Genomic DNA, 21,317 nt, shown 5'->3' with positions numbered 1-21,317 from the left:
AAATGAACAGCCCCGTCCAACCCGACACCGAAGCCCAGCGGCTTGCCGATTTGAACGCGCGTGAGAGCTGGATAAACACCAAGGAAAGCGAAATCGCCAGCCGTGAAACCGCCGTGGCTACACGTGAAAGGGATGCGACTGCAGAGCGTCAAGTCATCGAGCAAGACAAGGCCAAGCTGGCGCAGCGCGAGCAGGCCGTCACGCAGGCTGAGCAAAAGTGTGATGCAGGTTTTGCCGATGAACGAGCCGCGCTGAATGATGAGCTGCGTGAAAAGCGCGCCCAGGGCGAAAGAGCAATTGCCGAGATGCGAGAGAAAAACCTTTCAGCGTTGGAGGTTGAAATTTCCGAGCTGAAAGCAAAGCGACTGGGTGCGGTTGCCCATGCCGAAAACGCCGAACGGGAGCGCATTCGGACAGAAATCGCCCAAGAGCGCGATGCATGGACAAAACAACAGGGTGACGCTCGAAAGCAGTTGAATGCAGAGCGCACGGAATTTGAGAAACAAAAAGGCGCACTCTCCGCCTTGCAAAGCGAAGTCGAAGGAAGACAGGCAGAGCTTGAGACTTCAGAGCGGACACTCGAACGCAAAGAACAACGGCTGGAACAGCAGAACCAGAGGCGCAGCGAGCAACTGGACGATGAGGTTGAGAGGCGTGTTGAGGATCGCCGAAAATCGCTAGAGGCTGCTCTGCAATCTGCCAAAGAGGAAAACATTCGACTGCGCGAGGCGTTTAAAACTCAAGACGAACTTCTCGGCGCGTTCGAACAGTTAAAGTTGCAACTTGGTGGCAAAGACCCTGCTGAAATTCTGCGTGCGCTGAACAGCCAGGCTGACGAACTCAAACGCCTACGAGAGGAGCTTGCTACCCGACCTACTGAGGAAATGCGCGAGCGGTATCAAGCCCTTGAATCAGAAGCCAAAAATCAGAAAACACGGGCAGACCAGTTAGAACGGCAACTTTCCACCAATGAGGCTGCGGTCGCTGAAATTGGCGAGCTGCGCCGTCAAGGCTCGGAGCTCAACGCCGAAAACAAATCTCTGGCGCAAAGGGCATCCATCTTCGAGGGAGCAGCCAACGAAGCGCAAGCCGAACTCAAGCGTTTGCGTGCAGCTTATGAGCGCCCTGCTGAAGTTACCGCTCGCTACAAAGAAATTGAGATGCCGCACATCAGTGTGGATAAGGTCAAGCAGCCGGTGCAGCACGAGATCGATGAGCTAACTTGGCTCACTGGGATTGGTAATGCTTGCGATACATACGGACTACATTTCAATCCACGTATTTTGAAAGCTTTTCATACAGCTCTCAAAACAGCGGAATGGTCGCCGCTCACTGTCCTGGCAGGGGTTTCCGGAACCGGAAAATCCGAACTGCCGCGCCTCTACTCGCACTTTGGCGGAATTTATTTCGAGCCGCTGTCTGTCCAGCCTAATTGGGATTCGCAGGAATCCATGCTGGGCTTTTTCAATTCCATAGACAATAAATTCGATGCACAGCCGGTGCTGCGTTTTCTCGCGCAAAGTCAGATATCAGGCCGCGAACAATATGAACAGCGCATTAGACGTTGGCAGAGTATGTCGCCAGATCAGCAAATAGCACTTGACCCTGAGAAGGACAAAGAGCTGATTGAAGCGTTGAAACAAGCAGATTATCCAGGATTGCAGGACGCAGTGTGTCTTGTTCTGCTTGATGAGATGAATCTGGCACACCCTGAGCTTTATTTTGCAGAGTTTTTGAGCAAGCTAGAACTGCGGCGTGGCAGAAAGGGTGATGATGTTCCGTTCATACCGGTGAAAATTGGCGCCGGCATGGAACCCTATAAGCTTCCCCTCGGTCGTAATGTACTCTGGACAGGGACGATGAACCAGGACGAAACCACCAAGTCCCTTTCGGACAAGGTGCTTGACCGTTCCATCATCATCAACTTTCCGCGCCCGACGGAACTCAAACGCCGCCTGAAGCTTGCTCCACTTGATGACAAAAATCGAGGCCCGGCGCTACACAAAACGTCGTGGCAGAGTTGGCTAGCACAGGGCAGCAACTTCTCCGACGATCAAGTCAGCCCGTTCAAAAAATTCATTGAAGCAATCAATGCTTCTTTAGCGGTTACAGGCCGTGCCCTCGGTCACCGCGTTTGGCAATCCATTGAATACTACATGGCCAATTACCCGGATGTCCGTGCTGCACGCGATAAAGATGCGCTTGCCAGAGCTATGCATGTCGCCTTCGAGGATCAACTCGTGCAGAAGGTCATGCCCAAATTGCGGGGTATTGATACACGCGGCAAGAGCAAGACAGAGTGCCTGGACAGGATTCGTGGACAACTCGTTACAGGAATCGGCAGTAACTCATTCAATCTGACAGAGGATTTCGACCTTGCCTGTGATCTTGGCTATGGTCAGTTTATTTGGCAGTCGGCAAATTACCTAAACGTCGGTGACACGGAAACCAATGATAGATCCACGGCCAGTCGAGACTCGGACAATGCTGAATTGCCACACTCCCTTTTTATGAAAGATGAACCAGATTCAGACAAGCGTCATAAAATGTGGAACTTAAAGACACCAGAGCAACGAGATGAGCTGCGCGTGAAACTTGAAGAAAATGCCAGAGCAGGAAGGATTCACGCCAAGCAATGAGTATTACTCTAGAAAAAATCTATACCGACTTCCGTGCCAAAGAAAAACTTGCCAAAAAACTGCTTGAGCAAATGAATTGGTTTGGTTCAATCACGGATTTCGATCCTAAGACCGGCGCGGCTCTGCCGAAATCCTTGTCAGGGTTCCTCGCCAAAGTCGCACAGCCAGAAGCGAGTGAGATAACCCGTGACCGCCTTTGGCGCATAACGGAACACTGCCGCGCTTCTGTCGAGCGATTATTTCATTCTCTCAACGAAAGTCCTCGCCGCGAACACGCTCTACTGCCTGTTCATGCTGTGCGTGAACTGGATGCCAACAGTTTTATTAAGCTGAGTAATCGTCCGGGTCGTACCATTCGGGAAAAACTGGCAGGTAACCCCTACATACAGGCTGTGCGTCGTTTTCAATCCGTCGACCTGCCGGAAAATCGCTTGCTGAAAGCCTTTGCCATTCGCCTTGCGGAAATGCTTGATTTACGCGGTGATTGTCTCGGTCAAGAGGATGAGCTTCTATCAAAAATCTACTTATGGTTGCGTTCTGATGAGGCGCAAGCCATCGGCAATTGGGAAAATCTGCCACCTAACAACACGCTACTAGCACACCGAGATTACCGTCACGTGTGGGATGCATGGCGCTGGCTGCAAACCCTCGATGAGGACATCACCAGCGACCTTTCTCAACTGGATGTCCGCGAGAAAACCATGCGCCTTTGGCAGCAATGCGCGCAAATGTGGCTTGATGGAAAGCATCTTTTTGCTGAGATACCGTTACTATTCGATTATGAAAAGTTTGAGATTCTTCCGTGGACTTCCAAGCCACCTTTGTTCAAGGAAGTGAAGTACAAGATGCCCCGGCATTTGCGACAAAGCGCGAGTGCCGAACCAATTTGTGTTGATATCACAGCCCTGCATCCCCGCTATGCCAGTGGTGACGGAAAAGGAGCGCAGTCGCTGGCGGCCCCCTTTCTTTGGCAGAGGTGGCAGCGCGAAAATGAAACCGTTGACATCGAACTCTTTGGTTCCGATGCCGTTTGGCTGAATCCCGATGCGACCACCATTTCTGCGCCAGATCTGTTTTTCGCCAAAGACAACGCCACTGAGCTTTTTGACCCCGCCGCCCGCGCGTTCACTACTCGGCTACGCGAAGAGTTCAAGAACGATACACTCATCTGGCTTGCGCCTGACTTTCTCAACGATTTCGAGCTTGAAGTCATCCGTCGCAACCTCAACGCGCGTTTCCCGAATGCCGAGCCGTTGCCGCGAAGTGTGGCGGCCGTGTTCGCTCAAGCTGACCCGGCCAAAATCACGGGCGAGGGTTACGCCATCATCGTCGTTGATTCCATTGGCGGCAAGACGACCGCCACCAAGCTCATCGCCAAGCGCGACAAAGACCTGGCGAAACGTCTTCCCATCACCAAAGGCTTTTATTGGGAGCGTTGCCCGCCGGTTGTTATCCCTGGCGAGGAAGCAGAAAGGCTAGGTGGCAGCGGCTACGACATCATCACGCTGGATGCCAACGGGCGGTGGCACGATGCGATCCGCCCGGCAAAGCCCCCATTCATTGAGGCAGCACACCTGAAGCGTATTCCAAACATCGGGAATTTCGCGTTCTGCATCAATTTGATGGAAAGCCCCGTTATGGGCGGAATCCATCTACATGCTTTACAACAACAGGTGGCTGATATTCCACTTTGGCGCGACCAGATTCCTGAGCTTTCAGTCAAAGTGATGAAGGATGGACATCAGCAACGATTCCACCTGGTTTTGCGCGGAACGACAGTCAAACCCATTCGGGGTAAACCCGTCACCATCCCGGTTGATGAATTCTTCACACTGCCCGCTGGCAGGCCGCATTACTCGTTTCCGCTCTATGTCGGCGATAAGGGTGACGACTTCGGTTTCTCTGCTCGTCTCGATTCACCCGCCTTCCCATTGGAAAACAAGGTTGACTGCGAGTTGAACCTGACCTTTGAATACGGCGCGGATGATCCCTATAAACTCGTCTTCACACCGCGCGACAAATCTTTCCCACCCATCCGCGCTACCTGGCGACGCACGGAAGAAATCACCGATGCCCCTGCGCCGGAATATCCGCAGCCAATGACTTGGGCGGAGTTGCAGCGGTTTCCGAAGCAAGACAGTAATAAAACCTCTGATCTGTTGGACTGGGTGGAAAGGGCAATTGAACAGCTTGACCGTGATTTTTACATCCGCCCCAAACAGAGGACGACTGGCACGGTAAACAGAAAGTGGCTGACCGACAAAATAGGCGGGCAGTTTACCTTTGCTACATGTAAATCCACCGATGAGTCTGTATTCATTCATCAGAACAGTTTTGTTCATGAACTGAGCTACGCCGACTTCACTGAGGGGGCAGAAATTTCATTCGAGCTTCAGGAGCGCGATGGGAAATTCTCTGGCTGGAAAGTGGCAGGGCCGAGATACAAAGATGAAGTGCGTCTGAAAAACTTTGACGAAGAATCAGCAAAAAATCTGGTTGCCAGTATACGCAAGAGACTTTACTTTCCTGTCATTCAGGTTTGGCGCGATGGGCGCTCGACTGGAGACCGTGAATGTCCGAAAGGGTTTGCCGACGCAATAAAGGCCAGAGGAGAACACCTCGTTGCCCTGCTGAACGAGAGTGGCATTCCTGAGCAAGTAAAGAATGAAATTCGATTTCTAATGGCCTGTATGCACAAGGATGCGCCTGAAAATTGCGTTCAGTGGATAACCGGGCAGGTTGAGGGTCAGAAAATTCGTGACCTGCGAGCCGTCGGCTTCGCGCTTGGTGATGTTTCGCAGCAATGGCAGAAAGATTTGCTATCCCAGCTCGTTGCGAATCCGTCAAATGACGCGCTCAGTATTTTGGCCTATGCCATCTGGCGAGAGCAGCAGTTTGTTGAGAAATTCAGCCTCGCCAACTTGCAGTCCATTCTGAATGCTCTGAACATCATGCTCAACATCAAGCAATATCCGCCCCGGAAAGACGAGTGGACTGCTCGCAACTGGATTCGCGCCACGACAGAACCGCTTGAACTTCTGCTCGGCCTGCTTCGCACCCGTGCATCATCCACCCCCGAAATCAAGATTCTCCTTCAGCCGCATCAAAAAATCACCAAGGAATTGGCCAAGAAAATCGAGCGAGTGACAGAAATTGTCACACTGTCCAACATCAAGCTCTTCTCCCGTGTGAAAATCAACATCCAGAAACCCTCAGGCGACCGCACCCCCGATCTGCTCTACGCGCTGCGCCTGTACCTCACTGGTGACGATGGTGCGAACGCTATTCACATATCTAGTGTTTCTGATGGAAATACTGATGAGACCATTTAATTTTGATAGATGATTTTCATATCTTGATCTTCATAGGCCGGGAAATTTCATTGAAAATAGATATGGGTTATTTGGAGGCGTAAATTCGAAAACCATTTCTGGTTTGATAAGTAAATAGCCATGTAGCTTCCTCGATTTTCTGGCGCCTGTGACTTCGCAAGTCCAGATGTTCAGGCCACTTGGTTGCTTGCGATGCAATTGCAGTCGCTCGAAGCGCTTCTGCACCCACTGCCAATCCTGCAGGTTCTCCTGTTTGGCCAGTTTGCCTACCTGCGGGTGTTCCTGCGCATAGCGCTGGAACACGCCAGGGCTGACCAGGTAGGCGGTGTCGCTCACGGTATGCACCAGCGCTTTCGCATCGTTGATGATGAGCCGCCGCGTGGCGATGCCATGTTTCAGCCACGCCATGAAGTGCTCGCCGGATGGCTGTGTCGCCGAGGACGTGAAGGCCGGTGACGAAGGCGCAGCGGCGGCCAAGGGCGGCTGGGTCGCATCGGGGAGAGCTGCGGGTACTTCGTCCGGGGCGGTTTCCACATCCTGCTCGGTGGTTGACGAATCCCCCATTCCCACCATCGCCAGCATGTCCGCCATGACGTCGGGGCTGGCCTGGGCCTTGGGTGGAGAGGCCGAGACGATGCCACTACCTTCCGCTGGCGGAGCGTTTTGGTTCTCGGAGGCGGACGCTGCGCCGTCCGCAGAAAGCGTGGCCGCTGCCTCGGCAGCTTCGCCCGCCAGTGCCGCGTCGGTCGTCACCGTCCCGGCAAAGGGCGCTGGTCGCTCACCAGATTCCCAGATCAGCGCGGGTGCCAGCCGTAGCAACGTAAACAAGTGGGTCCAGCCGGTGGAACTGGTCACGGTAGCGCGCCAGATCGCTTTGCCGTCCGGCGTGGGCTGCAACATGCCGTGATCCTGCAGCACGTTGAACACGGCGGTGTTGTTTGCCGGGATACCGTCAACGCCCTGCGACAGCAGGTGCGCGCGCAGCTTGTCGGAAACTGTCTTGCTCACCAGCCAAAGCGCGCCATCGGTGAGCCAGCCATCGGAGGCTTCGGGCTGGTTCAGCTTCAGCTCCTCCTTGAGCAGGTAACGCAGCCCTTCCAGCAGCTTGCGTTGCAGCGCGTGCTTGGGCGCGGCCATGGCGCGTGTGGGGTCGCCGCCCAGTTCCTGGGCCACGGAAGCACGGTCGGCCTGCACCACCAATTCGCCCAGCACGCCAGCGTGCTCGTACTGCCCGGCCAGGACGTAGAGCAGCGGTGCCCACAGCGACGGATAGCAGCTGAGCCAATCCAGGACTTCACGGTCAAGCAGTTGCCGGTAGAGCAAGCCTGTCGCGGCGCTGTGGAGCCGGTACTCGCGATCGTCACGGTAGCGGAAGCGGTATGGTTGACGCAGCGGGCCGTGCCACGGATGCCAGGTATTGCCGTCGGCTAGCTCGACGTGCAGATCGACAGCGATCTTGCCGACGTCGTGCAGTAGCGCGGCATAGGCAACTGCAGCGGTCCAGGCTTCCTCCTGCGCCGCTTGGTCCTCAGGACTGGCGCCAATGGGCAGCAGATGGGACTGCCGCAGCTTCAGGCTGTAGGCGACGATTTCGAGACCGTGGTCGAGCATGCCTCCCGGGTAGGCATGGTGATGCGCCTCGGAGGCCGGGAAGGCCTGGACCAGCTCGGCGTAGCGTTCCAGGGGCGTGCGGTACAGGGTGGCGAATTGCCTGCGCGAGAGCGAGGTTCGCTGCCAGATGTGTTCCAGCAGCTTCTGCCGGCGCGGTGTCGCCAGCAGCGATGCGGCCGATTCCGGTTGCAGCAGCCCTTTCGGGAGATCGGTGACGGGTGCTGGCGACGGAGCGGCAGCGACCGGAGGCCGTTTCCGCTGGAACAGAGAGAGCATGTGGGTGTCCTGGTGGCGGGCAAGCGGGCGGCCTTTTCGCCTTTTCGGGTAGGGCCTTTCCCCTTGCACCCCATTCCCTTGCCATTTCGGCCCTTTACAGCCTTTGGGTATAGGGCGACGGGTGCCGGCCGTCCACCTCCAATACGAGTTGCGGCAGGCCGGATTGATGCAGGAAGGCTGGCTGTTTACGCCTTACGATGGACCGATTCTTGGACTCGGGAGAACGCCGTGAGACCTCAGATTGACAAAGTAAGGGAATTTCCTTACCGTGCGGGTATCGCAATCAGGAGAGCCACCATGCCTGCCATTCACGAAGTTGCCACGCTGACCTCCAAAGGCCAGATCACGCTGCCCAAGTCCATCCGGCAGGCGCTGGGGGTGGATACGGGCGGCAAAGTTGCGTTCGACCTGCGCGGCGGCGAAGTCGTCGTGACCCGCGCTGATGCCGAGCACGAGGACCCTGCCATTGCCGCGTTTCTGACCCTGCTGGCCCGCGACATTGAAGCGGGCCGAAATGTGCGTGGCCTGCCCGAGGATCTGGCTCGCACCATGCTGGAGCACGCTGGGCACAAGGTGGACCTGGGCGATGATTTCGATGAGGACGTGGAGATCTGATGCAACAGCATGGCTGGTCACTGCTGTTCCACGACAACCTGATCGAGCAGATGATGAAGCTGCGCGCGGCCGTGCTGCGCGCCCAAGAGAACGACCCGGAAGGGTTCGGATCGAACGCCAACGTCAAGTTCTTCCGGGCCTTGGTCCAGTTGATGCAAGACGTGGTGCCGAGTAATCCGGCGCGCGACGAATACCGCCAGGGCAACACCATGGGATCGGCCTATCGCCACTGGCGGCGGGCCAAGCTCGGAAGGCGATACCGACTGTTCTTCCGCTACGACTCGAAGGCCAAAGTCATCGTGTACGCCTGGGTCAACGATGAGCAGACTCTGCGGTCTTCGGGAAGCAAATCAGACCCGTATGCCGTGTTCGAGAAGATGCTCGGGCGCGGGAACCCGCCGGACGAATGGAGCGCATTGGTACAGGCAAGCAAGCAGGATTGGAGCAAACTGGAGTAGCGATTTCACATGTAGCAGGTGACGACCATGAGCACGACGACCCGCATCAGCACCGCAGAACGCCTCGGCCGCAGCTTTGGCCGTGGGTGGCGCGCCTATGCGCGTGGCGAACGGCGGGCGTCGAACTGGTTGGTATCCAAGGGCGTGCCGATGGCAGGTGCCACCGTGCTGCTGTGGACGGTCAAGCTGGTTGTGCTGGGATTGCTGTTCTATGCAGTCTTCTGGATGGCGCTGCTACTGGTGTTCGTCATGGTGGTTGCCTGGATGGCGCGCAATGCCGACTTGAACGATGAACTGCCCGAACCAGAATGGCGAAACGGGCCTGCCGGATTCGGCCTGTACACCTACGATGGTTTTCGCATTGACCCTCATGTCCAGGACGATTAGCTGTGCTCACTTCTTCGGCACCGCGCTGATTGCGGTACTTCCTCCCTTTCCGCCAGCGGCCTTGGCATCTCCGGTAGCTCCAGCCAGGCCTTGTAAGACGTTACCGGCGCGAACGCCCGCCCAAGCCAGGGCCATGATCCAGAACGTAGGCAGCACAATAAACATCGTTCCCGTGACGAACATCAGGAGCATGTCGCCAAAGGCGTTGTTCAGCCCCACCAGCGGGTCGAAGTTGCTGTGTGGCCGGTTCCAGCCGAAGCCCCAGCCGTAGAGCGCATCGAGGATGGTGCTGTCGATCCAGCGCGCGAGCTGGAACCAGAAATCGACGAAGAATAGCGCGAACTGCACGACGCTCACGGTAACGACGGTCTTCAGGTCGTAGGTGCCCACGACCAGCACCAGCGGGATGCAGATGACCAGCGCCATCTTGAGCAAGGCGAGCACCATAGGCAGCGCCTGGCGCACCACGTCCATGGCGGGAAACGCGGCAATCGCGCCGAAAGCCATGCCGACGTCGCCCGTGGCCCGCGTTACGATGTTCGGCAGGGTCTTGTCGATCTGACCGCCGTAGTCCGTATAGACGCTGCCCTGGTTCAGTTTCTGCTGCCTCGGCGAGGCGATGGTGCGGATCACCGAGTCGTCCACATCGGCACGGGTCAGGAATCCGGCCCAGCCCGCCAGGCGATTCAGCAGGCTTGGGTTTACCTGCCCCAGCAGGCGTGCACGCAGGCCATTGCTGCCATCGGCCCACCACTGCCTGCAGGACGGATAGCCGCCACCGCTGGCCACCTGCGCAAGCCCAGCATCACGGTTGCTGTCGTAAGGCCAGTCATCGCGTGGTGTGCTGGAGCGGTAGGTGTCGTAGTAGCCGCCCGTGTCAGTGAAGAAGCGCGAGCCGATCCAGGTCACGTCGTGCATCTGCGCCTCATCGAGGTTCGGGCGCTGCATGAAGAGTTTGGCGCGCGCCGGTCCGTAGCAGTCGCGCGAGAAATCCGCCACTTCCTGAGCCAGCACCGGGTTGTCGATGCGGGTCGCGTCGATCTCCATGCGCATCTGCCGCAAGTCGGTGCCGCAGGGAATCGCCGCCACAGAGGCACCGGTCACTGCTCGCGAGAGTGTGTGCATAAAGGCCCACCAGACGGGCACCTTCGCCGACTGGTTGTTGATAGTGCTGAAGGACTGCGACCAGCCGGTATCGGTGGGCTGCGGCACGCTGACCTGGCATTGGGCCGAGCGCGAGCTGTCGTAGCGGATGGTGTTGAGATCCACGTCGATGAATGGGATGCCGGCGAACATCACCACCACGATGGCGACGAAGACCCGGTTCTCGATGCGCGCAGCCGAGAGCACGCCCTTGTTGCCTTCGTCGGCGCCTTCCGCGCGGGCCTTCAGCCACTCCTGCACGATGATGGCAATGAAAGGCAACGCGAATACACCGCTCGCCACCAGCACGGCCCAGATGCCGTTATGGACGATCCACGACACCAGCGTCAGGTAGTACTCCAAGTAGTCGGTGGTGAAAAGCGTCATGACCCCGATCTCCCCTCAAGCGGCCTGCAGCAACAGGCTGGCTTCCAGCGCCACAATGGCGGCGACGCCAGCGATCTCGCTGCGCAGCAGTCGCCGCCGCGCCTGCCTATCCGCCCCGCGTTGGGCCTCACGCGCCAGCAGCCGGCGACGCATCCAGACCCAGCCGTAGGCGGTTGCGCCATACAGGCACAGCCGCCACACCAGGAAGTAGCCCGCCGTGGCCGTCAGCCAGCGCTCCCAGTTGTCAATGCTGCCGACGAGAAAAATGCCGACGATGTTGGCGCCCACGGCAGCGGCGACGAGCACCACCGTCCACAGCAATGCCTTCGCCGCGCGCCGATTCAGCAGCCAGCGCGGGCGCAGCCAACTGGCGCGCGTCGGGTTCATGGGTTGCCTCCCGGATTGCCCTTCTGGAGCCGGTCAAGGCGGTCGGGAATGGGATCGCCTTCGTAGATGCCACGCGAGCCAGCCGCGCGCGTGCCGTGGCGCTGGATGATGGCCATGGGGGAGTTGTTCGCCAGCTCGCGGCGCAGCTCCAGCTCGGTCTTGAGGTTGCGGATTTCCTGGTCGAGCGTGTCGCTCTCGTGGTTCACGGCCTCGACCGCCAACTGGTTCGCCGCGACGTTGGGCTCCTTCTTGCCGGTCAGCAGGGTGCGCTGGAGCAGCAATGCCTTCTCCAGCACCGACGCCAGCGCGACCTCCGAGGCCAGGCGCCGCGCCAGCAGGTCTTGATCCGGCTCGTCGCGCAGCGCCTCGATGACGCCGCGTGTGATGGGCAGCGAGGTGCTGCCAGCCGCACGCAGGTTCTCGAAGGTGGTGTTGCGCGTTCCCGAGACCAGTTCCTGCAAGGCTTCCAGCTTTGCCTCGTACTCCTCCTGGATCAGCGGCGTCAGCCCGACGCCGGGCACCGTTTCGGTCTTGGTGCAGGCATCGCAAGTGCGCTGCACCTGTTCGCCGAGAACCCGTGTGGCCCATTCGGTCGCCTGCTGTGGCGAGGTCCAGGTCTGGCAAGACAGACTCGCGCAACTGGCGGCAGCGATGGACGATGTGTCGGTCACGCTGCGGCCGTTGACCAGGTTGTAGCCTGCGCGGGTGACGTCGCCGACCACGCGGATGGCCGACTGGCCTGCGCCGCCCGCATTGCTACCACCCACCCAAGGCACGCCGTCGTTGCCGCGGCGCGTCTCCGCCTGTTCAATTGCCGACACGGCATCCGTGCTCGACACCGCATCGCGCAGTGCCATGCCTTCGGCCATCTGGCTCCAGCCGAGTTGTCCGCCCGCCGTGTCGGCCATCTTCTCGGCCATGGCACGGCAGGTCAGCTTGGAGCGGTCGAAATCCAGGCGCGCCTGCAGCACGCCGTTGGTCAGCAGGTTGTACAGGCCGGGATCGGCGCGCTGGATGATCAGCGCAGGCAGCGATGCCACCGCGCTGGTGGCGCTCTGGATCACGTTGCTCATGATCTGCTGAAAGCCGTTGGTGACGCCGTTGAGCTGGTTGCGCAGCGTGGTCTGGATGCTCATGTCGCCGCAGATCAGGTTGCTGTTCCAGCCCACGCCAACGCCGATCGAGCGCATGCCGGCCGCGCGGCCCATGGACACCGCGCTGCCGCCGCCAATCGAATACATCACTTCGTCGCCGATCACGGAGCCGCCGGTCTGAAATCCGGCCTGCGCCCACGCCAGGCCGCCGCCAAGAACGAGTGCGCCAGCCAGCAGCCCAGCCAATACCGTGGGACGCAGCAGGCGGCACGCCTTGGTGGAGAGGTTTGTCAGTTCAGGACGCTTCATCGCCGTACCCTCATTGGAAATCGACGCTGCCGAGGAATACCTGGCCGCGACGTTCGCAGCACGCATAGGGCCGCCACAGCGCCCAGGCGTAATCGCCCTGCTGCGCCTGGGTCAGGAAGCCGCTGCGCGGGAACACCGTGCAGGACGAGGACAGGACGGGCGTGAGTTCCTGCCACTTGCCCGTCGAGGCATCGCCTTCCATCAGCGCGCCGGCAGGCCAGTAACCGGGCCGCGAGTTGGCGAGCAGCGGCTGATAGACGTGAATCTGCCCACGGCGCGTGACGACATCGCCGGCGCGCTGGGCCACCACGGCGCCGGCCTTGTGGTCGTCGGCCTGGTGCAGGAAGCCGCCGCGCGGATAGACGTTGCCCCACAGGTTCATCGTGGTGCGCGCGCCGACCTCGCGCCTGCCCGGAATTAGTGCCTCCGGGTAGGCCATCTCCGGCACGTTGTAGCGCCAGGCCAGTGTGTCCAGGGTGCTGAGCAGATACGGCATGAACGCCGTGCCCGCGCCCTCGCAGAAGTAGCCCGACGATGAGACGAACTGGTTGAACACCTCGACGCCGGGATGGCCGATGACGTCCGCGTTCTTGAACTTGGCGAGATTGTTTTCGTGGTCTTCGTTGGTGGTGCCGTCCCCGCCGGCCTGCGCGGATGGGTTGGGCGCGCTCATCGCCCGGACTTCGACCCAAGGGTTCTCGCCGGTGTTGCTGTAGCTGGAGACGACCGCATCGGGGATGTAGTGGCGGACCTTGATGGATGTGCGCACCGTGCAGCCCGTCCAGGTGCAGTAGAGCCAGTAGCAGATGCCGACGACGCGGTATTCGAGGCAGTCCGGCGATGCCACTGAGCCAACGATGGTTGCGGTGTTGAGGGCGTAGCTGCCCGTGGCGCTGAGCAGCAGCACTGAGACCACGCCAGCACGCAGGCGGCGCATCCGCTCGAAGGGTCGGGTCATGGCTGCGGCCTCCGGTGTTGCTCGATGCGCGCGACGGCACGGGCCACGTCCGGCTCGCCATAGACCACGTAACGCTGATCCACCACGACCGCCGGGATGCTGGTGACGCCCAGGCTCCATGCGTCGGCGACGCCCTGGTATGCGGAAGCAATGCGGCGCTGGAGGTCGGCACCGCCGTTGTTCAGACGGCGCTTGACGATGGCCGTGGCCTGCTCAGGATCGGCGGGCAGCTGTGCGGAAAGCTCGGCTTCGATGCGCGGGCCTTCATCCAACTCGATCAACCGCTCGCCACCCATGGTCTTGACCGGGTGGCGGCTGTCGGTGACGACCACCACATCGGCGGCGAAGGTGGCTGGGCTGAAAACGGCCAAGGATGCCGGCAGTGCAACGGCCAGGCCAAGGGTTCGCCAGCCGGATGCGAAGCGGAATAAAGATGCTGGCATGTCGCGTGCCCTGGAAGTTGATCAGAGCCATAGTCGAACGCGAACCCGCTGCCGCCCCAACAAACAATGCGCATCGCGGGCACCCCGCATACCTGTTCGGTGCTGCCGCATGGAAAAAAGCGGAGGCCGAAGCCCCCGCTGTGATCAGTGAACCACGGGCCTTCCTACAAAAGACCAGACTCGGCGAACGAGTACGGTGTGCCCTGACCAATCACGAAATGGTCAAGTACCCGCACGTCGATAAGCGCCAAGGCCGTCTTCAACTGCTCGGTCAGCAAGCGATCCGCATTGGATGGCTCGGTGGTGCCCGAGGGGTGCTGATGGGCGAAGATGACCGCAGCGGCGTTCAGTTGCAAAGCGCGTTGCAGCACGACACGCGGATAAACCGAGGTCGCATTGATCGTTCCATGGAACATCGGCTCCACGGCCAGCACGTCGTGCATGCTGTTCATGAACACGACGACGAATATCTCATTGGGCTCGGCGACCAGCTTCAAGCGAAGGTAGTCCCTGACCGCAGCGGGCCGTTCAAGACGTGGCCCTGCTTTGAAAACCCGTCGCTCCAGCAACACGATGGCTTGCTGGACGATCCAGTCCTCGTTCTGAACAGAAATATCGGAAAGCGACTCCAGGCAGGAGTCATTGATGACGACAGACATGGCGAACCTCCAGGCAGGGAAATCGGAGGGCGCACATGCCCCTGGAGGGCAGGCCCTCCAGGGAATGGAACAAGGTGCATCCATCACCGCAGCAGCGGTGATCGTTCGCGGCCAGGATGCGGGGCGAACGGGTAGCGGTCAGCGCAGCGTGCTGCGCCGTAGCCTCAATGACCGCGGGCTACCTGGGCATGTCGCCGACGACGTCGGCAGGCATTTCCGTAGTGGGTGAAACGACCGAATCCTCAGCTGCCAGCATGTCCATGGCCGACAGCAGTGCATCGCCTTCGATAGGCCCCTGCAGCAGGATCGCCTGGCTGGTCTGGCGATCGTGTAGTCGCAGGGATGGCGTCGCGGTCACGCCGCCCTTGGTGGCTTCCTCGGCCTGAGCGCGAATCAACGTTTCGGGCCGCTCGCTGGCCAAACACTGCTCGACGGCTGGGTTTAGGCCGGGATAGCGCAGGCCCTCGGGCAAGCCCAGGCCGTCACTGCGCGTGTGCGCATAGACCCATTCAATGGCCTGCCAAAAGGCCACATGCCCGCCACTTTCGGCGGCGCACTCGGCCAGGCGTGCCTCGGCAGAGGCGGCCGGTTCGTGCGCGGCCAGCGGCTGGTGCTGCCATTGCAGGGCTACGTCCGCGTTGGCGCCCACCCAGCGTTTGAGTTGCGGAAAGTACTCCCGGCAGAACGGACATTCGAGGTCGGCATAGAGCGTCAGCGTGAACCGGCCCTGCGCGTTGCCCATTTGCCAGGGCGGCCCGGCCACCTGCGCGGTACTGACCGGCGCGGGAGCCAACGACGCGGGTTCGCTGGGTGCGCGGGACACGAGCCAGATCAGCAGCAGCGCGATCAATCCAGCGGCCAAGAACCAGGGCCAGCGCTTGCGCGAGCGCCGATGGCGGAGCGCCTGGACTGGCATCGGAATGGAAGGATGTTTCGGTTTCACGGCAGTCTCCGGCGGCTATTGCGGCAGGCCCAAGGCCGGCGACTCGATGCCGCGCGCCTGGTCGATCTTCTCGGCCACCTTGAAGGCCGCGTCGAGTTCACTGATGCCGTGCTGTTGCATGAGTTGGTAACGCTCGGCTTTCTCCTCGGGTTCGGTCTGCGCAAGCGCGAGATAGAGGCTCGGTGGCACGGCCCGAAACAGCACTTCCAGGCTCTTGGAGAGGATGACGCCCTCGGTGAACTTCCCGGCTTCCTTGCGCGCCGAAAGCATCAGCGCCTTCTGCGCAGGCGAGAGTTCGCGGAACCGGGCGATCTTCTCCACCTCATCGGGCGGCATCGACAGACAGATCCACCACTCGATCATGTTGAGCATGGGCTCTGCGGCGCGCGGCAAGTCGTCGATGTTTTGTGTGGCGAGCCAGAACCAGGCCCCCAACTTGCGCCACATCTTGGTGATCTTCACCACGTAGGGGGCGAGCAGCTGGTTCTTGGTGATGATGTGCCCTTCGTCGGTGACGTTGATGATCGGGCGGCCCAGGTACTGATCGCGCTCGGCGATGTTGTTCACCGTGCTGATCAGGCTGATGTAGGCAATGGAGAGCTGAGCGTTGTAGCCCTCGCGGGCATAGGTCGCCAGATCGACCAGGGTGATGTCGGCTTCGGGCCACGGCGAACCGTCACGGTCGAACATTTCACCGTCCGTGCCTTGGCAGAACATGTCCATGGCGTCGGCCATCTCCAGCAGTCGCACACGCCGCATTTCCGGCAGCGTCGAGTCCTGGCTGCGCGTGCGCAGCGCGTTGCGCACATCGCGCGTGAGCACGGTGCGCTTCTCGTCATCCTTGCTGTGGCAGTGCTCTGCGGCATCGAGGATGCACTGGCGGATCAGTGAGCGGTCGGCCCGCGTCATCCGGGCTTCTTCCTTGTCTTCGCCGCCGGTGATCATCAGCCTCGCGGTGATCTCCAATTCGCCCAGCACGTCGCGCTGCTCATCCGCCTCCATGGCCACAGCATCGGGTGGCAGGTCTTCATCCAGCGCATCGGCATCGAGCGTCTGCACGTCGCTGGGCGTCTCGATCAGCCGCCGCGCATCCGCGAATGGCGCCAGGGTAACGCCCGAGCCCGGCGCGAGCTTGACCCGGTTCACGGTCAGGCCCAGGCGCCGGGCAAAATCGCTGAACAAGCCGAAGCTGTTGCCGGCCTCGACAATGAACAGCCGTGGCCGGTAGATCGCCGTGACCTGATTCAAGAGGTTGTTGAGGGTCGCCGACTTGCCCGAACCCGTCGGGCCGAACAGAAACAGGTGGGCATTCATCTGCCGATCCAGGCGGTTGAGCGGATCAAAGGTGATCGGCCCGCCGCCGCGGTTGAACATCGTGATGCCGGGGTGCCCCGTACCCTGGGCGCGGCCCCACACGGGGGAGAGGTTCGCCGCGTGCTGGGCGAACATCAGTTGGGTGTACCACTTGCGCCGATCCTGACCGGGGTTGTAGCAGCACGGCAGCCAGCGCAGGTAGCTGTTCAGCGGGGCCACCTCGTCATCCTCGCGCACCGGCTGCAAGCCAGCGTTGAGCATGACGTTCGCCAGGTCCAGGCCGCGTCGATCCAGTTCCGTCTCATCGCGCCCGCGCAGGTAGAACGCCAGCGTGCCGCGATAGAGCTTGTGCGCGCTGCCGATCAGGGAGCGGGCTTCATGCACGTCCTTGAGCGTCTGCTCCGACGCCAGGGTTTCGCCGACCGCTTTCTTGGCCAGGTGGTTCAAGTCCGCTTCAAGGACATCCTGCGGCGTGGCGACCATCGTCAGGCAAAGGGTGGTGTCCTCGGGCATCTGGTCGAACAGCGTGTTGATGGCGTCGCCTTTGCGGGTTTCGCCGGTCAGGTGCCCCGTGCCCGGCGGCATGCGCAGGCGGTCGGTGATCAGCACGCGGTGCGGCATGCCGTCGAAATGCCAGGTGCCGTGCGCCACGTCGGAACGCGGCTGGCCGAAGAACAGCCGCTGGCTGAAATCCCGCCCGCTCGCCAGTTCGATCTCGCCGTCCTCGCCGGCCTCCGTACTTTCGGGGTAGCGCGCCAGCGCATAGAAGCGCTCCCGGTCTTCGGCCCCAGGCCCGAGCAACGTGGGACGCGGGTTGAACCAGCGCAGCAGCCAGTCGTGAACATCCGCAGCCACCATGCGCCTGGCCTGAATGCCGGCGTTCGCCAGTCCGCCGCACAGGCGGTCGCAGACGATATTGAGCATCTGCTCGGGCGTCTGCCCGCGGCGGCTGTTTTGCCCTTGGCCGGTCACGCGGCGATAGACCACCATGCGCACGCGTCGGGTCTGGCCGCGCCAGCGCAGCCGCGTGACCACCGTGTCCTCGAACAGGCCGCCCGGCTTGGCTACCGCGCGCAGGTGGTGACCGAAAAAGCGCAGGTAGAACTCGGTGAACGCCGTATCACGGGCGCGCGGCTGCACATAGTCGCGCAGGGTCTGCATGTACTGGTCGAAACTGGGCTCGTCCTGAGCGTAGAGCTGCAGCACCCAGGGGTTCTCGTCCAGTTCATCGAAACTGTCCTGCAGCGCGTTTTCCAAGGCATCGCGGGCCTGCGCGAGCCAGCCGGGTTCCCGGCCCTCGGTGCCCAGCGGCACCAGCTCGTAGAACGCCGCCACTGATTGCCCGTCTTCCAGCAACATGGCTTTCGACTGCGGCAGGAACTCCACCCAGGGCAACAGTTCCACGAACGACGGCGCGACCTCGTACAGCTTCTGCTCGTCTGCCAGGGTCGCCGGCCTGCGGCCTTGCACCGTCGCGCCGGGTTCGGGGATGCCGGCCTGGCGCAGTGCCTCGACGTGGCGCTGCCAGCCGTCCGGCTGCTCGTCAGCGCCAGCGCCGGACGCGTCCAGCTTCGGTGCGGCCAGCTTCGGCCAGGGGAGTCTCCAGCGCATCAGTAGTCCTCCACGCGCTCGCCTGGCATGGCGTACTGCACGCGCTGGTACAGCGGGAACACGGTCGTATAGCCCGGAATCGGCACCGGGTCGGTGCCCGCCAAATGGGGATACACGTACATCACGAGGTCGGGGTTGGGCAGGCGCTGGAACTGGCGATAGACCTCGTTGCGCGCCGTGCGCGTGTAGCGCATCTGCTCGGCAGGTGCGGCCTGCACATCCATCTCGGTCAGCGGCCTGCGCAGGCTCTGGCGTACATCGAGCAACTGCCTGCGCGCCACCTGGCCGGCGCCACCGCCGCCGTCACCGGCGTTCTGTTGCCAGATGTCCATCATCGTGCTGTCGCCGTGGGTCAGCAACTTTTCCTTGCTGGTGGCGCAGCCGCCGAGCAGCGCGACGGCCAAGGCCAGCGCCAGGCCTTGAGCCCAGCTATTCAAGTTCGAGAGCATGGCTGTCTCCTGCGCGGTGATCGACCTTGCGGCCTTCTGGGTCGAAGTCGATGGCGAGCGGCTTTTCGAGGTGGACGGCGACCTTGGCACCGGGCTGCACATAAACGGCAGCGAAGGCCTGGCCGTAGAGCTTGTTGACCCAGCTCGACATGTCCTGGACGCCACTGGCGAGAATCCGCCCCACGGCCTCCTGGCCGCTGATGCCCACGCTGCCGATGGAGCCGTCGGCGCCGACATAGGACGCCCTGCCGTTGTCGGATTCGATGAGTGAGGCCACGCCAGCGCCAGCCGCCGTGATCAGCGCCTGGGTGCCAAGGTACTGCTGCGCATTGCTGCGCCGCTCGCCGCTGACACAGGGAATGCCGTGCGGGTCGCTGATCCAGCCCAGGCCGTCACGTTGTTGGTTGTTCTGCTGGTTGCCCTCGCGATCCTCGGGAATGGTGCGGATGGTCCCGTCATGGAACACGAAGGTGATGCTGCGCACCTGGCCGCGCACGCACGAGAGCGTCCAGTCGCCCGATGCGGTGCCGGAGAACACGGCTCCGGCCACATCGGGAATGTCGATACCGTTCGCGGTCAAATTGTCAGGCCCGACCAAGACCTTGAAGGGGTATGGATCGTTCACCGTGCCGTCGATCGGCACGCGGCCAATCAGCGCCGTCATTGCCACCGACCCCATCAGCGTCGAGTTGGTCGGCACGGTATAGACGGGCGTCGCGCTCTTGACGCCAGCGGCGCGTGCGCCCGCGTTCGCCACGGTTTGCGCTGTGGTTTCCAGCGTGCTCTGTGCGGAACCGAAGCTGGTGGGGAAGCTTATGCCGCCATTCGACCTGCCGCGCCCGTCGCTTTGTTTCGCGTCGTCGGGCTCCACCCAGCGCATACCGCCTTCCATGCCGGCCTCGTCGCCGTCACGTAGGCCCAGCCCCACCGGCAAATCGGCATGGCCACCGCCACGTCCGCCGATGCTGTCCAGGCGCTGCTGCAGGTCGGCGAGCAGCCCCTCGGTCTGCTGGCGCGTGCTGGCCGCCTGCTGCTGGTCACGGCGCAGGTCGGAGCGTTCGGATTCGAGGGCCGAACTGATGCGCTGGTCGATGGCGCCCTCGCGCTGGCGCAGTCGCTGATTCTCCTCGCGCTGCGACCTGTTGTCGGACAGCGCGGTCTGAAGCTCGGTGCGCAACTGCTTCACCTGGGCAACCAGCGTCGCCACGGTGTCGCGCGGGGTATCGCCCTCGATGCCCAGCGCCTTCATTTCCTCCGGCGTGAGCCTGCTGCTGCCATCTGCGGTGGGCGGCGCCGACGCACCGCCACCGGAGAACAGCCGGATGGCGACGAACAGCACCAGCAGGGCCACGGGGATCAGCAGCCACTTCAGGAGACCGTTACTGCGCATGGCGGGCCTCCCTGTCGTCGCTGGCTGCTGCTTTGGGCTGCGGGAGATGCACAGCGGGGTCGAAGCGATGGATCGCCGGCAGCAGCGATTGCGCGAGGCCGTGCCCGCGCGTCACCAGGTACAGGACGGTGGTGTCCTCGGGGGTTCCGCGCGGGCCAAGCGCCTCGTGCTGGAAGGTGGCGGTGAGAAAGTCACCTTGCAGCACGCGCGGGTCGAGGCTGATCCAGTCGCTGCTGTTGTTGGTCAGGCGCACGGCAGTGACCCACTGGTCTTCCAGACGCCACGACGCGAGCGCCACAGCGCGCACCGGCAAGGTCGGCATCAGCGTGCCGAGGTCGAGGTCGCGGCGCAGGTTGACCCGCATGACGCCTGGCAAGGCTTCCACGGTGCGCAGCGGCGCGTAGAGGTTCTGTGCGGCAAAGCGTGTCAGCACGACGGGAATTGGCGTTTCGCGTCGCGCCATACGGGTGTCAGATTGATTCTGGGCGCGCGCCTGGGGCGCATCGACACCGTCAGGCTGATCGCCATAGCGCGCTGGTGTGCTGTTGCCCTCGACGATGCGCACCGGTTCCAGCTCGGCCTCGCCGTCCTTGGGCGGCTCCGCCGCAATGTCGAGCAGGATCAACGCGCCCGTGTCGGCGTCCTGCAATTGCAGCCGTGTGGGCTCGATCGGCTCGTTGGCACGCAGGTATATCGCGCCACCTGCGCTCTGCACGCGCAGTCGCTCACCGACGCCCGCAGGCACGCCCACGCGGACGTTTCGGTCGATGAACACGATGCGCTCCTGGCCGACCTTCAACGGCACCGCCAGCGGCATGCGCTCCCAACGCAGGATCTCCACAGCATGGGCTACAGGTGCTGCGACCACGGCCAGCAGCCCCAGCAGCGCGAACACAGGATGCTTCATGGGCT

General features: G+C 61.5%; 17 protein-coding genes. 5 read left to right on the top strand and 12 right to left on the bottom strand.

Annotated features, from left to right (window positions below):
- Positions 1 to 2: 2 nt before the first annotated feature.
- A complete protein-coding gene (locus tag SSKA14_RS06880; protein ID WP_008265595.1) occupies positions 3 to 2,639 on the top strand; it encodes a chromosome segregation ATPase in 2,637 nt (878 codons plus the stop codon).
- Positions 2,636 to 5,971, top strand: coding sequence for a cold shock domain-containing protein (locus SSKA14_RS06875; protein ID WP_008267353.1), 3,336 nt, complete (start codon positions 2,636 to 2,638; stop codon positions 5,969 to 5,971). Before SSKA14_RS06880 ends, SSKA14_RS06875 begins: the two co-directional genes overlap by 4 nt.
- A gap of 30 nt (positions 5,972 to 6,001) precedes the next feature.
- Here the strand turns inward: SSKA14_RS06875 and mobH are convergent, their stop codons facing one another.
- Positions 6,002 to 7,858, bottom strand: a complete 1,857-nt coding sequence (mobH, locus tag SSKA14_RS06870) for a MobH family relaxase (protein WP_008264901.1) — start codon at positions 7,856 to 7,858, stop codon at positions 6,002 to 6,004.
- A gap of 297 nt (positions 7,859 to 8,155) precedes the next feature.
- On the opposite strand from mobH, the gene SSKA14_RS06865 reads away from it, so the two are divergent.
- The 3 genes from SSKA14_RS06865 to SSKA14_RS06855 are packed head-to-tail and all read left to right on the top strand — an operon-like array spanning position 8,156 to position 9,318.
- On the top strand, positions 8,156 to 8,473 hold the full coding sequence (locus SSKA14_RS06865) for a type II toxin-antitoxin system PrlF family antitoxin (RefSeq protein ID WP_008265574.1): 318 nt from the start codon (positions 8,156 to 8,158) through the stop codon (positions 8,471 to 8,473).
- Positions 8,473 to 8,931, top strand: a complete 459-nt coding sequence (locus SSKA14_RS06860) for a type II toxin-antitoxin system YhaV family toxin (RefSeq protein WP_008267277.1) — start codon at positions 8,473 to 8,475, stop codon at positions 8,929 to 8,931. The genes SSKA14_RS06865 and SSKA14_RS06860 overlap by 1 nt, the downstream gene beginning before the upstream one ends.
- A 27-nt stretch (positions 8,932 to 8,958) precedes the next feature.
- Positions 8,959 to 9,318 (top strand): DUF3742 family protein, encoded by a 360-nt coding sequence (locus SSKA14_RS06855; protein ID WP_008264713.1) that lies wholly within the window; start codon positions 8,959 to 8,961, stop codon positions 9,316 to 9,318.
- 6 nt (positions 9,319 to 9,324) lie between these two features.
- On the opposite strand, the gene SSKA14_RS06850 is transcribed toward SSKA14_RS06855, so the two are convergent.
- From SSKA14_RS06850 to SSKA14_RS06800, 11 genes are all read right to left on the bottom strand, one after another.
- The gene (locus SSKA14_RS06850) at positions 9,325 to 10,848 is read right to left on the bottom strand and encodes a conjugal transfer protein TraG N-terminal domain-containing protein (protein ID WP_008266205.1); all 1,524 of its coding nucleotides are present in this window, start codon (positions 10,846 to 10,848) and stop codon (positions 9,325 to 9,327) included.
- Positions 10,849 to 10,863: 15 nt separating this feature from the next.
- Positions 10,864 to 11,235: a hypothetical protein gene (locus SSKA14_RS06845; protein ID WP_008264618.1), complete on the bottom strand. Its 372-nt coding sequence runs from the start codon at positions 11,233 to 11,235 to the stop codon at positions 10,864 to 10,866.
- Entirely contained in the window at positions 11,232 to 12,638 is a 1,407-nt protein-coding gene (locus SSKA14_RS06840; RefSeq protein ID WP_008266424.1) for an integrating conjugative element protein, read from the bottom strand. Before SSKA14_RS06840 ends, SSKA14_RS06845 begins: the two co-directional genes overlap by 4 nt.
- A gap of 10 nt (positions 12,639 to 12,648) precedes the next feature.
- Positions 12,649 to 13,596, bottom strand: a complete 948-nt coding sequence (locus tag SSKA14_RS06835) for a TIGR03756 family integrating conjugative element protein (RefSeq protein ID WP_012205991.1) — start codon at positions 13,594 to 13,596, stop codon at positions 12,649 to 12,651.
- Positions 13,593 to 14,039 carry a TIGR03757 family integrating conjugative element protein gene (locus SSKA14_RS06830; protein ID WP_008266034.1) on the bottom strand — a complete coding sequence of 149 codons (447 nt, stop codon included), beginning with the start codon at positions 14,037 to 14,039 and terminating at the stop codon, positions 13,593 to 13,595. Before SSKA14_RS06830 ends, SSKA14_RS06835 begins: the two co-directional genes overlap by 4 nt.
- A gap of 164 nt (positions 14,040 to 14,203) precedes the next feature.
- A complete protein-coding gene (gene radC / locus SSKA14_RS06825; protein WP_012205990.1) occupies positions 14,204 to 14,698 on the bottom strand; it encodes a DNA repair protein RadC in 495 nt (164 codons plus the stop codon).
- Positions 14,699 to 14,876: 178 nt separating this feature from the next.
- Entirely contained in the window at positions 14,877 to 15,641 is a 765-nt protein-coding gene (locus SSKA14_RS06820) for a thioredoxin domain-containing protein (protein WP_014596091.1), read from the bottom strand.
- Between the two features lie 15 nt (positions 15,642 to 15,656).
- Entirely contained in the window at positions 15,657 to 18,566 is a 2,910-nt protein-coding gene (locus SSKA14_RS06815; RefSeq protein WP_008265140.1) for a conjugative transfer ATPase, read from the bottom strand.
- A complete protein-coding gene (locus tag SSKA14_RS06810) occupies positions 18,566 to 19,015 on the bottom strand; it encodes a TIGR03751 family conjugal transfer lipoprotein (protein ID WP_008265628.1) in 450 nt (149 codons plus the stop codon). Before SSKA14_RS06810 ends, SSKA14_RS06815 begins: the two co-directional genes overlap by 1 nt.
- The gene (locus SSKA14_RS06805) at positions 18,996 to 20,405 is read right to left on the bottom strand and encodes a TIGR03752 family integrating conjugative element protein (RefSeq protein ID WP_014603598.1); all 1,410 of its coding nucleotides are present in this window, start codon (positions 20,403 to 20,405) and stop codon (positions 18,996 to 18,998) included. The genes SSKA14_RS06810 and SSKA14_RS06805 overlap by 20 nt, the downstream gene beginning before the upstream one ends.
- Complete coding sequence (locus tag SSKA14_RS06800) at positions 20,395 to 21,312, bottom strand: TIGR03749 family integrating conjugative element protein (protein WP_033940524.1); 918 nt, start codon at positions 21,310 to 21,312, stop codon at positions 20,395 to 20,397. The genes SSKA14_RS06805 and SSKA14_RS06800 overlap by 11 nt, the downstream gene beginning before the upstream one ends.
- Between the last annotated feature and the right edge of the window lie 5 nt (positions 21,313 to 21,317).

This window comes from Stenotrophomonas sp. SKA14, assembly GCF_000158575.1.
GTDB classification, from domain to species: Bacteria; Pseudomonadota; Gammaproteobacteria; order Xanthomonadales; family Xanthomonadaceae; genus Stenotrophomonas; species Stenotrophomonas forensis.
The sequence above is the reverse complement of the archived record's forward strand: the minus strand, read 5'-3'. Positions and strand labels throughout refer to the sequence as shown.